General features: G+C 41.2%; 17 protein-coding genes, 2 tRNA genes and 1 rRNA gene. 14 read left to right on the top strand and 6 right to left on the bottom strand.

The genetic code is table 11. The annotated features are described in order from the left end of the window. Nucleotides 1–62 precede the first annotated feature (62 nt). The gene (locus tag KVT11_RS17580; RefSeq protein ID WP_008346706.1) at nucleotides 63–686 is read right to left on the bottom strand and encodes a GNAT family N-acetyltransferase; all 624 of its coding nucleotides are present in this window, start codon (nucleotides 684–686) and stop codon (nucleotides 63–65) included. Nucleotides 687–835: 149 nt separating this feature from the next. Between KVT11_RS17580 and KVT11_RS17575 the strand changes: the two genes are divergently transcribed. From KVT11_RS17575 to KVT11_RS17550, 6 genes are all read left to right on the top strand, one after another. Further along, complete coding sequence (locus KVT11_RS17575) at nucleotides 836–1387, top strand: TetR/AcrR family transcriptional regulator (protein WP_035704289.1); 552 nt, start codon at nucleotides 836–838, stop codon at nucleotides 1385–1387. A 115-nt stretch (nucleotides 1388–1502) separates the two neighbouring features. Further along, the gene (locus KVT11_RS17570) at nucleotides 1503–2006 is read left to right on the top strand and encodes a dihydrofolate reductase family protein (RefSeq protein ID WP_008346701.1); all 504 of its coding nucleotides are present in this window, start codon (nucleotides 1503–1505) and stop codon (nucleotides 2004–2006) included. Between the two features lie 109 nt (nucleotides 2007–2115). Then, nucleotides 2116–2589: a MarR family winged helix-turn-helix transcriptional regulator gene (locus KVT11_RS17565; protein WP_007496406.1), complete on the top strand. Its 474-nt coding sequence runs from the start codon at nucleotides 2116–2118 to the stop codon at nucleotides 2587–2589. Further along, the gene (locus KVT11_RS17560) at nucleotides 2573–3196 is read left to right on the top strand and encodes a nitroreductase family protein (protein WP_008346699.1); all 624 of its coding nucleotides are present in this window, start codon (nucleotides 2573–2575) and stop codon (nucleotides 3194–3196) included. The genes KVT11_RS17565 and KVT11_RS17560 overlap by 17 nt, the downstream gene beginning before the upstream one ends. Nucleotides 3197–3213: 17 nt before the next feature. Next, complete coding sequence (locus tag KVT11_RS17555; RefSeq protein ID WP_024719164.1) at nucleotides 3214–4266, top strand: LLM class flavin-dependent oxidoreductase; 1053 nt, start codon at nucleotides 3214–3216, stop codon at nucleotides 4264–4266. 349 nt (nucleotides 4267–4615) lie between these two features. Then, nucleotides 4616–4909: a hypothetical protein gene (locus tag KVT11_RS17550; protein ID WP_008346693.1), complete on the top strand. Its 294-nt coding sequence runs from the start codon at nucleotides 4616–4618 to the stop codon at nucleotides 4907–4909. 41 nt (nucleotides 4910–4950) lie between these two features. On the opposite strand, the gene KVT11_RS17545 is transcribed toward KVT11_RS17550, so the two are convergent. Continuing rightward, complete coding sequence (locus KVT11_RS17545) at nucleotides 4951–5505, bottom strand: helix-turn-helix domain-containing protein (RefSeq protein WP_008346691.1); 555 nt, start codon at nucleotides 5503–5505, stop codon at nucleotides 4951–4953. Between the two features lie 113 nt (nucleotides 5506–5618). Between KVT11_RS17545 and KVT11_RS17540 the strand changes: the two genes are divergently transcribed. Further along, nucleotides 5619–6206, top strand: a complete 588-nt coding sequence (locus KVT11_RS17540) for a LysE family transporter (RefSeq protein WP_007496397.1) — start codon at nucleotides 5619–5621, stop codon at nucleotides 6204–6206. Nucleotides 6207–6210: 4 nt separating this feature from the next. Here KVT11_RS17540 and KVT11_RS17535 read toward each other — a convergent pair whose 3' ends face one another. Continuing rightward, nucleotides 6211–6762 carry a GNAT family N-acetyltransferase gene (locus KVT11_RS17535; RefSeq protein ID WP_019743587.1) on the bottom strand — a complete coding sequence of 184 codons (552 nt, stop codon included), beginning with the start codon at nucleotides 6760–6762 and terminating at the stop codon, nucleotides 6211–6213. Between the two features lie 126 nt (nucleotides 6763–6888). Here KVT11_RS17535 and KVT11_RS17530 point away from each other — a divergent pair, with 126 nt between their 5' ends. Beyond that, nucleotides 6889–7074, top strand: a complete 186-nt coding sequence (locus KVT11_RS17530; RefSeq protein ID WP_056703430.1) for a CsbD family protein — start codon at nucleotides 6889–6891, stop codon at nucleotides 7072–7074. Between the two features lie 149 nt (nucleotides 7075–7223). Further along, nucleotides 7224–7886 (top strand): O-methyltransferase, encoded by a 663-nt coding sequence (locus KVT11_RS17525; protein ID WP_116307496.1) that lies wholly within the window; start codon nucleotides 7224–7226, stop codon nucleotides 7884–7886. Between the two features lie 35 nt (nucleotides 7887–7921). On the opposite strand, the gene KVT11_RS17520 is transcribed toward KVT11_RS17525, so the two are convergent. Continuing rightward, nucleotides 7922–8242, bottom strand: coding sequence for an AzlD domain-containing protein (locus KVT11_RS17520; RefSeq protein ID WP_008346681.1), 321 nt, complete (start codon nucleotides 8240–8242; stop codon nucleotides 7922–7924). After that, the gene (locus tag KVT11_RS17515) at nucleotides 8239–8964 is read right to left on the bottom strand and encodes an AzlC family ABC transporter permease (RefSeq protein WP_007496390.1); all 726 of its coding nucleotides are present in this window, start codon (nucleotides 8962–8964) and stop codon (nucleotides 8239–8241) included. The genes KVT11_RS17520 and KVT11_RS17515 overlap by 4 nt, the downstream gene beginning before the upstream one ends. Nucleotides 8965–9259: 295 nt before the next feature. Between KVT11_RS17515 and KVT11_RS17510 the strand changes: the two genes are divergently transcribed. Further along, entirely contained in the window at nucleotides 9260–10135 is an 876-nt protein-coding gene (locus tag KVT11_RS17510) for a DMT family transporter (RefSeq protein WP_116307498.1), read from the top strand. A gap of 79 nt (nucleotides 10136–10214) precedes the next feature. After that, complete coding sequence (locus KVT11_RS17505; RefSeq protein WP_116307500.1) at nucleotides 10215–11234, top strand: S66 family peptidase; 1020 nt, start codon at nucleotides 10215–10217, stop codon at nucleotides 11232–11234. A 38-nt stretch (nucleotides 11235–11272) separates the two neighbouring features. Here the strand turns inward: KVT11_RS17505 and gltP are convergent, their stop codons facing one another. Further along, on the bottom strand, nucleotides 11273–12523 hold the full coding sequence (gene gltP / locus KVT11_RS17500) for a glutamate-aspartate/proton symporter GltP (RefSeq protein WP_024719154.1): 1251 nt from the start codon (nucleotides 12521–12523) through the stop codon (nucleotides 11273–11275). A 369-nt stretch (nucleotides 12524–12892) separates the two neighbouring features. Between gltP and KVT11_RS17495 the strand changes: the two genes are divergently transcribed. The 3 genes from KVT11_RS17495 to KVT11_RS17485 all read left to right on the top strand — a co-directional run. Next, nucleotides 12893–12969, top strand: a tRNA-Arg gene (locus KVT11_RS17495). Between the two features lie 15 nt (nucleotides 12970–12984). Then, nucleotides 12985–13058 (top strand) — tRNA-Gly (locus KVT11_RS17490). A 134-nt stretch (nucleotides 13059–13192) separates the two neighbouring features. After that, nucleotides 13193–13272: ribosomal RNA gene (locus tag KVT11_RS17485) — 16S ribosomal RNA — on the top strand; the annotation flags it as partial.

The following is a 13272-nucleotide window of genomic DNA, read 5'->3' as shown; positions in this document are numbered from 1 at the left end:
CTCCTCCAAGTATGATCATTGTTTGAACTGCTTCTATTATATCATCCCTTGAAGAAGATACCTTATTTGATCACGGTTTTATAACTCCAGCTTTCTAGGGACATGTTTTCTCCGTGCAGTACTCTCTCATCAAACTCCGTCCACCCATTTTTTCGATAGAAATGACGATTGGCCTCGTTGTGTGTAATCAGTGTGAACAGTCCGCCGCCTTGCCGGGCGATAAAGGGGAAAAGACATTGCTTTAGCATACGGCTTCCAAGTTTTTTTCCTTGTTGGTCTTTTGCAACGACAAGAGCTTCTAAATACCAGTAAGGTTTCTTTAAGGAAGAACACGCTTTTTTTGCCTCCTTTAACATACGGAACACATGCTGAATCGCCGATATGCCACCAGTAAAGAGTAGCTTTAACCCACCAGATAACACATAATCCATGAGTCCTGGTTCAGGAAGACGGGGATGTTTTAACAGGGCGGCAGACACAATTTTCTCGTTCTCAACCCCGACCAAACAGATTTGATGCTGAAAATATACCTTTGTATTGATCAAATGCAGCTGACGGGCGAAAGCCGAACGCTTGGTCACCTTTTCGCATAATAAATCAAAAAATGAATAGTTCTGAAATGAATCATCTAACAACGCTGCCACTTGAGGCAGTTCATCCTCTCTAGCAAGTCTGAATTGAAGCATATGATGGTCCTCCTTTTTTGAACAGATATAGATTATTGAACATGTGTCCATTATAATAAGAGGAAAATAAACCGAACATCGGCAATGAATGATCTCTTGTTCATAAATAGACAGGTATAGCCAGATTGTTCAAAAATGGAGGGTGTTTGATGAAGGACAGACGAACAATCAAAACCAAAAAGGCGATACGGGAAAGCTTTCTTGAGCTTTTAAAGGAAAAAGATGTTCAACAAATTACAGTATCAGAGCTATCTAGAAGAGCGGATTTAGGAAGAGGGACCTTTTATTTGCACTACCAAGATGTATTTGATTTGCATGAACAGCTTGAGAAGGAACTATTTAATCAGCTTGGCGGACTATACGATGAATCGTTTCCAAGCCAGGACCCGCTTGATATGCTGTCCTTTTTAAACAAAACAACTGAGTATTTAAAAGAAAAACAATTCATGATGACGTTATTTGTCAAACCGAATAGCCCAACGACGAATCAATTTAAAGCGTTTTTTAAAGAAAAAATCATGAAAGAGTGGCAACTTGATCAGCGTCAGATTACGGAACGTGAACAGATTGAGGCTTCATTTGTTGTGTCTGGTGTTGTTGGTGTACTGGAGGAATGGATTCATGAAGGGATGACAGTCGAAGCGGGGCAGCTTGCGCACATCTTGTACAAGCTTCTTATGAAGGTAGAACAGGAATCGTAAGAAACGAATTGATCATATATCATTTTTCTATTCATTCTGTTAAAATGGGAATATACGTTCTTATTTTAGGCGGGGAGTGGTGAGATTGAAAAGGAAATTACTATTTTATGGGGCAATGAGCATTGATGGATATTTAGCAAGGGATGATCACCGTTTAGATTGGCTCATAGGCACAGAGGGCGAAGAGGATACGAGATATGAGGAATTTTATGCATCAGTCGATACGCTGATCATGGGACGGAACACATACGAACAGGTTCTCAAACTTTCACCTGATGAGTTTCCTTATGAAGACAAGACATGTTATATCGTTTCTCGCACTTTACAAGACAGCCATACAGGAACCCACATCGTTCGTGAAGATGTTCTCTCGTTTATCAAAAATTTAAAAAATGAAAAAGGCCAGCATATTTGGATTTTAGGGGGCGGGGAACTGCTTCAAGCATTATTAAAAGAAAAATTAGTCGATGAGCTGTATCTCCAAATCGCACCTGTCATGATTGGAAAAGGAATCCCTCTTTTCCCTCCAACTGAACAGGAATCTAGATTTTCATTACAACAAGTGAATCAATACAAACAAATTGCTGAAATGCATTTTGTGTTAAAAGAAGACCACTAATTCACAGGGGTCTTTTTTTTAATCAAACAAACACGTTGACAAGAAAATATCCTAGTGTTAGGATAAATTTATCCTAGTTTTAGGATTTATTGAAAAAGGAGTAGTTGCCATGGTGCAGCAAGATCAGGAATTAGACTTAAGGCTTTTCCGAGTGTGGATGAAAGCCTACCATGCCCTTTTTGCAAACATCCAAAAAGACATTGAACGTTATGATATCGGATTTGAAAACTTTCAAATTCTTGAATTACTGTATAGTAAGGGACCACATCCCGTTCAAAAAATTAGTGAGATTTTATCCATTCCAAGTGGGAGCATCACCTATGTGGTCAACAAATTAGAAAAACAAGAATTAGTCAAAAGACAATGTGCACCTTCTGATAAACGTGTATTCCATGTATTACTGACAGATAAAGGGAAGCAGCTATTTGACGATATTTTCCCAAAACATACAGATGTCATTTCACAAAATCTGTCCTTTATCGAAACAGAGGAAAAAGAGCAGCTCATCGAATGGTTGAAAAAAATCGGTTTAGGTGCAAAACAACTTCACGAAAAGGGGAAACAAGATGACACGCAGCTTTGATACATTGGTACGTGAAAGACGATCAGCATCAAATTTTTTGCCGAATATCTCGATTTCGAGAGAAGAGCTTAATAGTATCTTTGAAGAAGTGAAGCTGGCACCTTCAGCCTTTAATTTACAGCATACGCAATATGTCGTCGTCCAATCAGAAGCGCTTAAAGAGCAAGTAAGAGATGCTGCATTTGGACAATATAAGGTGCATTCCGCTTCAGCAGCGATCATTGTGCTCGGCGATCCGAAAGCTTATGAGCAAGCAGGAAACATTTATGAAGGCCTAAAAATGCTCGGCATCTTAAATGCGCAACAATATGAGGAAATGGTCAGAGAGACGATGAGTTTTTATGTGCAGAGAGGATCAGACTTTCAGAAAGAAGAGGCGATTCGAAATGCTTCATTATCTGCCATGCTATTTATGCTTGCCGCCAAAAACAAGGGATGGGATACTTGCCCAATGATCGGCTTTGACCCCGAAGCAATGAAAAAGGTGTTAAACATCGAATCAGATTTGGTTCCTGTATTAATGATTACACTTGGAAAAGAAAAAGTAGAGAGCAGACAAGCGAGAGGCTACCGCAAGCCGGTCTCTGAATTTGTGACATATTTATAAGATAGGGGGTTCCATTCATGGAACTAGGAATTAGTACATTTGTAGAAACAACACCTGATTTTCAAACAGGAAAAACAGTCAGCCACGCACAGCGCATTCGTGAAGTAGTAGAAGAAATTATTTTAGCAGATCAAGTGGGTCTCGACGTTTTTGGTGTAGGAGAGCATCATCGTGAAGATTTCGCCGCATCAAATCCAGCAGTCGTATTAGCAGCTGCGGCAACGCAAACAAAGAATATTCGTCTGACAAGTGCCGTAACTGTTCTTTCATCGGCAGATCCTGTTCGTGTGTTTCAAGATTTTGCGACATTAGATGGCCTTTCTAACGGGCGTGCAGAGATCATGGCTGGCCGTGGATCATTTATTGAATCGTTCCCGCTTTTTGGCTATGACTTAGATGATTATGAAGAATTATTTGAAGAAAAACTAGATTTACTATTGAAATTACAGCAGTCAGAGCGTGTGACATGGAGCGGTAAGCATCGTCCTTCCATTCAGGATGTCGGCGTATACCCAAGACCTGTTCAAGATCCGCTTCCGATCTGGATTGGCAGTGGAGGAAACAGAGAATCTGTCGTACGTGCTGGATTATTAGGATTACCACTTGTCCTTGCCATTATTGGCGGCAGCCCTAGACAGTTCGCACCGCTCGTGCAGCTCTACAAGCAAGCTGCGATTCACGCTGGACATGACCCTGAGAAATTAACGGTGGCATCCCATTCACATGGATTTGTTGCGGAGGAAACAGAATTGGCAGCAGATCAATTCTTCCCTTCTACACAGCATGTCATGAATACATTAGCAAGAGAACGAGGCTGGGGACCTTATACCCGTTCTACATTCGATGCAGCAAGAACATTAGAAGGTGCATTGTATGTAGGAGATCCAGATGCCGTGGCAGAGAAAGTGATACATCTGCGAAAAAATGTAGGCATTACGCGCTTCATGCTGCACGTACCGGTCGGTTCGATGCCGCATGATCAAGTGCTGAAAGCTATTGAGTTATTTGGAAAAGAAGTGGCTCCTAAAGTAAGAGAAGAGGTTGCCCGCTGGGAAGCTGAACAAGCATAACAAAAAAGTCGATCAAGTGAATAGGCTTGATCGACTTTTTCTTATGCTTAAGGATCAATAACACATGGTTTCACTGTAGGGCATGAAGCAGCAGAAGCAAATGGTGTGGCCGTCAAGGTGAAGAGGAAAACAAGTTGAAAACAGATAAGCCATTTTTTCATGAAATCACCTCCGTTATCAATTGCTTCACTAGAACGAGGTGAGGATAAAAGCATAGAAGTATGTAACACCCTCTATCCAGCATAAGACAATCATATCATAATTTTCAAAAAAATGAAAAAATAACTTACGAAAGTTCTAAATTATGGTATGGTTAATATGTTCAACAAAAAAAGGGAGGGATTTTTGTATGAAAAAGGTCATAACTTCTGTTTTGGTTGGAGCAATTGTTTTAACGGGTGCGGGTGTCACCGCTGTCCCGGTAGAAGCGAAGGGGAAAGTAAACAGTGAAGTTACGGTACAAGCAAGTCGAACCGTCTCGGAAACGAGAACATATACGACGTCAAACATCCCATCAAGTATTACATATGCAAAGGATGGATGGGTCGGTATTCTCTATCAATCGTCAATTGAAGAGTTAGGTTTAGGAAAATATAGAGTTACCTTTACTGGAACGGTTGTACGCGATCCAGGATTTAATTAAATAAAATAAAGCTGACAGGTGGACAAGCCTGTCAGCTTTTTTTAATGGGGATAATAAAGAATCATTTGCATCCGTACCATCTGTTCTCCTGATTGTTTATACTCATGGGCACGGTCAGCTTTAAACCGAATCGAGTCGCCAGCTTGTAATGTGTATTGCTCATCACCGATTGATAAATCAAGTGCTCCCTCAAATACGGTAATCAATTCCTCTGTACCGCCGATATGTTCTTCCGCACTTAACGACCCATGAGGATCAATTTCTACCTGATAGACTTCAAATTTTCTCAGGTCATCAAATGGGAACGTCGTATATACCCGATACCTTCCCTCGTCCTCGGTTAAAACTTGTCCGTCTTCTTTTCGCACAAACTTAATCTCAGGCTGCGGTGCGTATATGAGTTCACTAAAAGACACCTTCAACCCATTGGCGATTTTCCACAGAGTGGTGATGGTCGGTGTGGATTCTCCTCTTTCGATTTGCCCAATCATCGTTTTACTCACACTTGTTACCTCAGCCATCTTTTCTAGGCTTAATTTCTTTTGCTCTCTTAGCAGTTTGACATTTCTAGCAATAATTGATTGTACATCCTCCATCAAAAAAACTCCTTTCTTTTATTTACTTTATAACGACCGAATAGTACAATGAAACGTAATATACGCAATAAAGACTTTTGGGTCTAAATAACGTATGAAAAGGAGGGAACGATTTGATTGTTTCCATGTTGATTTATGCTTTTGTTACCAGCTTCACCCCTGGGCCGAATAATATCATGGCGATGGTCTTTACGAATAAATATGGGGTCAAGCAAACATTTCGATTTTGTTTAGGGGTTGGGATCGGATTTTTGGTCATTTTATGTTTGAGCGGTTTCTTCAATATGATTCTTTATCAAGTCATGCCGAAAATCGGCTGGGTCATGGCCTTCATCGGAGCCGGTTACATGATCTATTTGGCTGTCAAAATCATGAGAAGTAAAGGCGGAGATGACGAAACACTAGACCGCTATAATCATTTTATTCCGGGGATGCTGCTGCAATTTATTAATCCGAAAGCCATCTTGTATGGGTTAACCGTCATTTCCACTTTTGTTCTGCCGTATGGACAGTCCAATATGCAATACATGTTGTTGACGTTGATTCTCGCCATCATTGGTTTTTTAGGCACATTTAGCTGGAGTTTATTTGGCTCTGTATTCAAGCGTTTTTTGACTCTTTATCAGCGGCCGTTCCAGTTCGTCATGGGGCTGCTGCTTATGTATAGTGCGATTTCGATGATCTGGAGTTATGTCATGTAAGCGGTCAGGAGACTGGCCGCTGCCTGCCCATCACAACCGTATCATAATACATGCCGTCCGCCAGCCGTTTATCTTTTTTTAACAAACCTTCAATCTCGAAGCCATAGTGTTCATATAAACGAATGGCTTTTTGATTGGTTTCCATTACTTGAAGTGACATCTTTTGAATGCCTTGCTGATCTGCCCAGTCGATCGATGCAGCTAAAAGTTCTTTCCCGATGTGATAGCCCCAAGCGGCCTTCTGTACGGCGACGCCAAACATTACTTTGTGAGCAGAGCGCTTAAGAGAATGCCCTTCGCATCTTGAAAAACCGACAATGTCTCCTTCAATATCTGCAACTAAAAAGAGATGACGGCATTCCTTGGAATCCTCTTGAATCAACGCCTCGAACCCTTTCTCATCAATAAAAGCTTCACCCGGTTCACGATCTAAATATTCGGTTTCACCATCGATTTTCAGTCTGAGAGCTGATAACTGTTTGGCATCTGCTGATGCAGCAGAGCGAATACGATAGGTCACACCACGTACAGTGAACATACTTTCAGAAATGATCATTGAACAGACCACCAACCTTTCATTCCATTATGTCTATCATACCTGAAACGCGCACACAGCACACTCAGATGTTTTGTCATGTGCAAAAAGGCTAAATAAACAGTATCAAACGTGGAGGTGGAACAAATGAGTGAACAAAATGGACATATGGATAAAGCGAAAGGAAAAACAAATCAAGTCAAAGGTCAAGTGAAAGAAAAACTTGGCAAAGCGACAGATCATGAAAACCTGAAAGCAGAAGGAAAGAAAGATCAAGTAAAAGGAAAGCTTCAAGATAAAAAAGGTGACGTGAAAAATAAGCTGAATCAGTAGTTTGCGTATACTTGCACTCGCCCCATGTATCCATCATCACATTCCTTTCATCAATAAAATCAATAGGTGTGTGAAAAGAATTGATTATAAATTCTCGCTTCCGTCATGTAGACTTTAAATAGAAGACATGAACAAGGGAGATGGATGACTTGGAGCAAGTATGGGGGAAAGTTGACGAGTATATCAAAGACAAATTGATGGCCAAAGATGACGTGTTGGAGCAAACTCTTATCAAGAATAAGCAAGCCGGGTTACCAGAAATAGATGTGTCGCCGGCCCAAGGAAAACTACTTTATTTGTTAGCAAAAATCAAGGGTGCAAAGCGCATTTTAGAAATCGGTACACTTGGCGGTTATAGTACCATTTGGCTTGCCCGTGCACTTGAAGAAGATGGAGAACTTTTGACATTAGAGGCTGTCAGTCATCATGCAGAAACAGCACAGCAAAACATAGACAGAGCAGGCTTAGCAGAACGTGTCACCATTTTACAAGGAAAAGCGTTAGATACTTTATCTCAGTTAAAAGAGCAGGATACGCTCCCGTTCGATTTGATTTTCATTGATGCAGACAAACCAAACAACCCGCAATATTTGAAGTGGGCGTTACATTTCTCAAAAAAGGGAACAGTCATTATTGCAGACAATGTGGTCAGAAATGGAGCAGTTCTTCATGCCTCTGATCAAGATGAGCGAGTGAAGGGAACTCGTGAATTCTTCGATTTACTCAAACAAGAGTCGAGAATTGAGGCAACCGCTATTCAAACTGTTGGCGAAAAAGGCTATGACGGCTTTGTATACGGTATCGTAAAATGAAAAAAGCTTAACCGCATCCGGTTAAGCTTTTTCTATTAGAAAAACCATCTAGCTGTGCCCATCAGCATGACGCCTACTAGAACGGTGAGGGACAAGCTTTTTGTCCAAACAGCGATTAACACAGTTGGAACCAAGACAGCAAGGTACATCCAGTGAATGGTGACGCCTGCTGTAGTATGTATGAATAGATGCTCTGCAATCAAAGCGGTAAATATACAAATGGGGATAAATGATAACCATTTGAGCACCACTTCTGGCATCTGTATACTCCTTACAAATAAAAATGGAACGACTCTTGGGATGATGGTCACAATCATACAGCCAAGAATGAGCCATAACATAAAACTGCTAATCATTTATCTGTCACCACCCCAATAGTGGCAACAAGCACAGTTGCCAACAAAACAGCCACGTGTGAAGGAACAAAATGAAGCAGCACAAACATCGCAACAAACATATATAAAACAAGTGATAAGCGATGGGTGAGCTTATTTTTTGGCACCGTCTGTAAAGAAAGAATGAGCAGCGCAGCAAACATCGCGGATAGGGCAAAATCAAGACCAAGCGCCTCTGGATTTGAAATCCAGTGTCCGAATATTCCGCCAAGTGTACACGCAGCAATCCAGCATAAATAAGCTGTAATGTTCAGTCCATGCATCCATCTGTTATTCAATTTTCCTTGCTGTGCTAATTTATTCATCGCTACGCCAAAGGATTCATCAGTAAGCAGAAGACCAAATCCGATGTTCTGCTTTACAGAGTAGCGTGTAAAATGGGGGGCAAGCGTAAGGCTGAGTAACAAATGCCGTAAATTGACAATGAACGTGGTGAAAATAATAGCGGAAAGAGGGCTTCCTGTCACAAGTAATGCACAGATGATAAACTGTGAAGCGCCAGCATAAATAAAGATAGATAACAGCGCGATTTCCCATATACTTAACTGCGAACTAATGCCAACAATTCCAAAGGCAAACCCAATGCTCATATAACCAAGCAAGGTTGGCACACAATCTTTTATTCCCTCAAGAAACGGTTCGTTTCCGGCAGTGGGAATGTGTTTCCTAGCTTCAACATCCAAATACCTCTACTCCTTTTCTATGTAAACATCAATTGTTTTACTTACTATAAGAAAACGAATTCATCATGTCAATCCTATTGAACTTCTATTATATGAAGAAACATGGCGATAAAAAGGATTGAAGTGAACCAGATTTTGTTATAAAGTAATCAGAAAATAAACACAATTGGGGTGACTGATATGCAATGGAAGCCTTTATTTGAACATGATGTACCAAATCACCTCCGTCCATAACGGAGAGTGATCTCCGTTTGTGGATATCGCAGTGAATATATCCAGTAACGGAGGGGAAAAAATGAATGGAAAATATATAGGAGCCCTCTACTTAGCGTTAGCTGCTAGTATTTGGGGCGGTATGTATGTAGTGGTCAAAGTAACAGTTGCGGTGGTCCCGCCACTTGAGCTCGTCTGGATGAGATATGCAATAGCTGGAGTCGTTCTTGTGTTCACGATTTGGCGTTTGGGTTACTCTTTTCGGTTAGACAAAAAGGATATCCCGCTGATTGTGGCGATTGGATTGATTGGCAACTTTCTCTCGATCGTGACCCAAGAAATTGGCACAATGTATACGTCTGCACAAATGGGTGCCGTCATCACATCTGCCACACCTGCTTTTATGGTGCTTTTCGCTTTCTTTCTATTAAAAGAATCTTTCACAATGAGAAAGTGTGTCTCCATTCTGCTTGCTACAGTAGGTGTGCTGACGATGATTGGGCCTGTCGCTGTTCAAACGGATGAGTTTGTTGGCGGTCTTTCACTGGTTATTGCTGCATTAACATGGGCGCTCATGTCTGTTCTTTTGAAACGAGTTCCAGGAAAGTATCCTCAAGTAGTGACGACAACATATGCGATCATTGTGGCCTTTATCGTATTAACACCACCCGTCTTGTTTCGTTTGCCTCATCTTGATGTGCATCAAATGGCAAGACCGGAAATATGGGGCGGCATTCTGTATCTAGGTATCATCTCAACGGCCCTTGCTTTCTTTTTGTGGAATAGAGGGCTTCAACTGATGGACGCTTCAAGCGGTGGTCTTTTTTTCTTCTTTCAACCAATCGTTGGCACGGTCCTTGGATGGATGCTTCTAGGTGAAGAGATGGGCTTACGTTCGTTTGTTGGGATTTTGTGTATTTTCGCAGGTGTATATACTGTCCTGCGTCAGAGAGAGTAAGACGAGATTCCCCTTGGAGAAGGGGAATTTTATTTACAAAGAATAGATGAGAGATTCATAGAATGTGAAGGTGAGCAGGATGATCCAGTATCCATTTTTGCAAAAAGGACAAACGATTGGGGTGACAGCACCATCCTCAGGTGTACAACCCTCTTTGCATGAGATGTTTCAACTTTCTTGTGATCGGATGAAAAAAAGAGGCTATGAAGTCATATGTGGAGAGACAGTATGGCAACAGGAAAAAGCGAAATCAGCCCCTGCAATCAAGCGAGCAAATGAGTTACAGCGGATGATGACTTGTCATGAGATTGACCACATCATCCCGCCATGGGGCGGACAGCTGCTTATTGAAGTGTTAGAGCATCTTGATTTCTCAGTGATGCAAAAAAAGTGGATTCTTGGTTACTCAGATACAAGTCTCCTTCTATTAGCTTTGACCTTAAACACAGGTATTGCGACAGCGCATGGACCGAACCTTGTGGATCTTCAGGGGGAAGAGCTTGATCAGGTGACGGCTATGTGGGAACAAATACTTTCCACTCCAGAGAAAAAGGACGTTACTCAATTTTCTTCTGATATGTATCAAAAGGAATGGCAGTATGACCATCCAAGCATACATGTCTTTCATTTAACCGAGCCAACCGCATGGCGAACTGTTGATCACTTAGAGACGACGATGAAGGGAAGACTGATGGGTGGATGTATTGATGTGATCCGGCACTTAGCTGGCACGCCTTTTGGAGATGTCAAAGCTTTTCAAGAAACATACCTAAAAGGTGAACCCATTCTATGGTATTTTGAAAACTGTGAATTAAATGCTGCGAGCATGAAGAGGTCTCTTGTTCAATTAAAACTAGCAGGCTGGTTTGATCATTGCTCTGGCATCATGTTTGGCAGGAGTGCAGTGGACACTCCTGTGGATGGATATGAATATACGGATCTATATGAAGAATTGCATAAGGAATTACACATACCGATTGTTTACGATATTGATTGTGGACACGTACCGCCTCAAATGACCCTCATTAATGGAGCATATGCGGAGGTGCAGTTGCAACAAGAAGGTAAAGCCGTGCTGAAGCAGACATTTTTGCCATAAAAAAAGGAAAGGGCGACCCCTTTCCTTCATAAAAAACATTACATTCCTTTTGTTTCTTCACCTGCTTTTGGAACTTCCCATGCAGACTCTCGGAATACTTTTTCCCATTTAGAAACGACAATACAGGCAACCGCATGTCCAGGAACATTCACGCCTGTTCGAGCCATATCCATAATCCGGTCAACCCCGGCGATAATAGCGACACCTTCTGCTGGCAGACCTACTGCATGAGCTGTTGCCAAAAGAACGACAAGTGAGCCAGACGGGACAGCTGCAATGCCTTTACTTGTTAAAACAAGGACAAGCATCATGAGGAGCTGCTGTGATAAACTCATATCGACACCAAACGCTTGTGCAAGAAACACACAGGAAACCGATAAATATAAACTTGAACCATCGCAATTAAGAGAAAGACCTGACGGGATGACGAAGGAAACGATTCTTTTTGGACAGCCGTATTTCTCCATTCGTGACATGAGCTGTGGAAGAACAGTTTCTGTACTTGTAGTAGAGAAGGCAACCAAAAACAAATCCCAAATCATTTTCAACACTTCGAAGTAGTTAAAACGGAAGATCAGTGCGACAAGAGGGAACAAAACAAATAGAATAATAAACAATCCTAAGAAGACAGTGCCAACAAGTTTCATCATAGGAATGAGTAAAACAATGCCGTATTGTCCGACAGAAGCTGCCATTAATGCTAAAACTCCAATAGGAGCTGTCACCATGACCATTTGTGTGAGCTTAAACATAATTTGTGCTACTGATTCAAAGAAGGTAAGGACAGGAGCGGAAGCTTTCCCAATGCCGCTTGCGGCTACACCGAATAAAATAGCGAAGAAAATCACTGCTAGTAAATCATTCTGAGCCATGACATCGATGATATTGGTTGGAATGATGTCTAAAACCATCTGTTTAAAATCGACGACCTTTTGAGTATAACCATCGAGTTCCCCAATATCTTTCTTAGCTAATTGAGAGAAATCGAGTCCAACGCCTGGCTTTAACACGTTGGCCAATAAAAGCCCGATTCCAAGAACGATGGTCGTAATGACTTCAAACCAAATGATTGTCTTTAATCCGAGACTGCCCATTTTCTTCATTCCACCGCTGCCAGCTGCGCCGATGACAATCGTAGAGAAAACAATAGGGACTACAATCATTTTAATCAATCGGATAAAGCCATCCCCAATGGGCCGCAGTGCCATTCCGAAATCAGGGAAGAAGTGGCCGATAAGAGCTCCTATCACCAAAGCGATCATGATTTGAAAAGCGACAAACTTTTTCATCATCTCCTACCTCCTTTAAATGCATGGAAAATATTAAGAATTTTCCAATAAATAAAAATTCTAGGTGACCATGTTTTGTCCTCCTTTGGATTTAGAAAGATTTTATTTAAGAATCATTAGAATTATGAAGAAAGAAATGAAAATAGGGCGATTGAAACTCTATTTATCTAACAAAAGAGCACTTCTTAAAAAACATTAAACTTTTTTAGAAAAATGTATTGACCCTTTTGTATGATCCATGGTATATTTTTATTCGTCGCTGATGACGCATCTGAAACACTGATGCTCAGACAGATACGACAAACAAACTTTAAAAAGATGTTGACTTAATAAAAACGATATGTTAAGATAATTAAGTCGCCTGATTAAGCGCCCGTAGCTCAATTGGATAGAGCGTTTGACTACGGATCAAAAGGTTAGGGGTTCGACTCCTCTCGGGCGCGCCAATAACATTTAACCACGCGGGTGTAGTTTAGTGGTAAAACCTCAGCCTTCCAAGCTGATGTCGTGAGTTCGATTCTCATCACCCGCTCCATTTTTAAAAAATGATCTTTGAAAACTAAACAAGACAAAACGTACCTGTTAATTCGAGTTTTTATAAAAAATCCTATGATACATCATAGGTAGTCAGTCAAACGCTGACGAAAAACAAAACTTCGGTTTTGTACTTTTTCGGAGAGTTTGATCCTGGCTCAGGACGAACGCTGGCGGCGTGCCTAATACATGCAAGTCGAGCGGACAGAAGGGAG

Source organism: Bacillus sp. GbtcB10 (assembly GCF_019091365.1).
In the GTDB taxonomy this organism is placed as follows: Bacteria; Bacillota; Bacilli; order Bacillales; family Bacillaceae; genus Bacillus; species Bacillus altitudinis.
The sequence above is the reverse complement of the archived record's forward strand: the minus strand, read 5'-3'. Positions and strand labels throughout refer to the sequence as shown.

What these genes read in the sequence shown, in the direction of transcription:
- KVT11_RS17580 (WP_008346706.1), bottom strand. Translation starts at nt 686, where the DNA reads ATGCTTCAATTCAGACTTGCTAGAGAGGATGAACTGCCTCAAGTGGCA.
- KVT11_RS17575 (WP_035704289.1), top strand. Translation starts at nt 836, where the DNA reads ATGAAGGACAGACGAACAATCAAAACCAAAAAGGCGATACGGGAAAGC.
- KVT11_RS17570 (WP_008346701.1), top strand. Translation starts at nt 1,503, where the DNA reads ATGAGCATTGATGGATATTTAGCAAGGGATGATCACCGTTTAGATTGG.
- KVT11_RS17565 (WP_007496406.1), top strand. Translation starts at nt 2,116, where the DNA reads ATGGTGCAGCAAGATCAGGAATTAGACTTAAGGCTTTTCCGAGTGTGG.
- KVT11_RS17560 (WP_008346699.1), top strand. Translation starts at nt 2,573, where the DNA reads ATGACACGCAGCTTTGATACATTGGTACGTGAAAGACGATCAGCATCA.
- KVT11_RS17555 (WP_024719164.1), top strand. Translation starts at nt 3,214, where the DNA reads ATGGAACTAGGAATTAGTACATTTGTAGAAACAACACCTGATTTTCAA.
- KVT11_RS17550 (WP_008346693.1), top strand. Translation starts at nt 4,616, where the DNA reads ATGAAAAAGGTCATAACTTCTGTTTTGGTTGGAGCAATTGTTTTAACG.
- KVT11_RS17545 (WP_008346691.1), bottom strand. Translation starts at nt 5,505, where the DNA reads ATGGAGGATGTACAATCAATTATTGCTAGAAATGTCAAACTGCTAAGA.
- KVT11_RS17535 (WP_019743587.1), bottom strand. Translation starts at nt 6,762, where the DNA reads ATGATCATTTCTGAAAGTATGTTCACTGTACGTGGTGTGACCTATCGT.
- KVT11_RS17530 (WP_056703430.1), top strand. Translation starts at nt 6,889, where the DNA reads ATGAGTGAACAAAATGGACATATGGATAAAGCGAAAGGAAAAACAAAT.
- KVT11_RS17520 (WP_008346681.1), bottom strand. Translation starts at nt 8,242, where the DNA reads ATGATTAGCAGTTTTATGTTATGGCTCATTCTTGGCTGTATGATTGTG.
- KVT11_RS17510 (WP_116307498.1), top strand. Translation starts at nt 9,260, where the DNA reads ATGAATGGAAAATATATAGGAGCCCTCTACTTAGCGTTAGCTGCTAGT.
- KVT11_RS17505 (WP_116307500.1), top strand. Translation starts at nt 10,215, where the DNA reads ATGATCCAGTATCCATTTTTGCAAAAAGGACAAACGATTGGGGTGACA.
- gltP (WP_024719154.1), bottom strand. Translation starts at nt 12,523, where the DNA reads ATGAAAAAGTTTGTCGCTTTTCAAATCATGATCGCTTTGGTGATAGGA.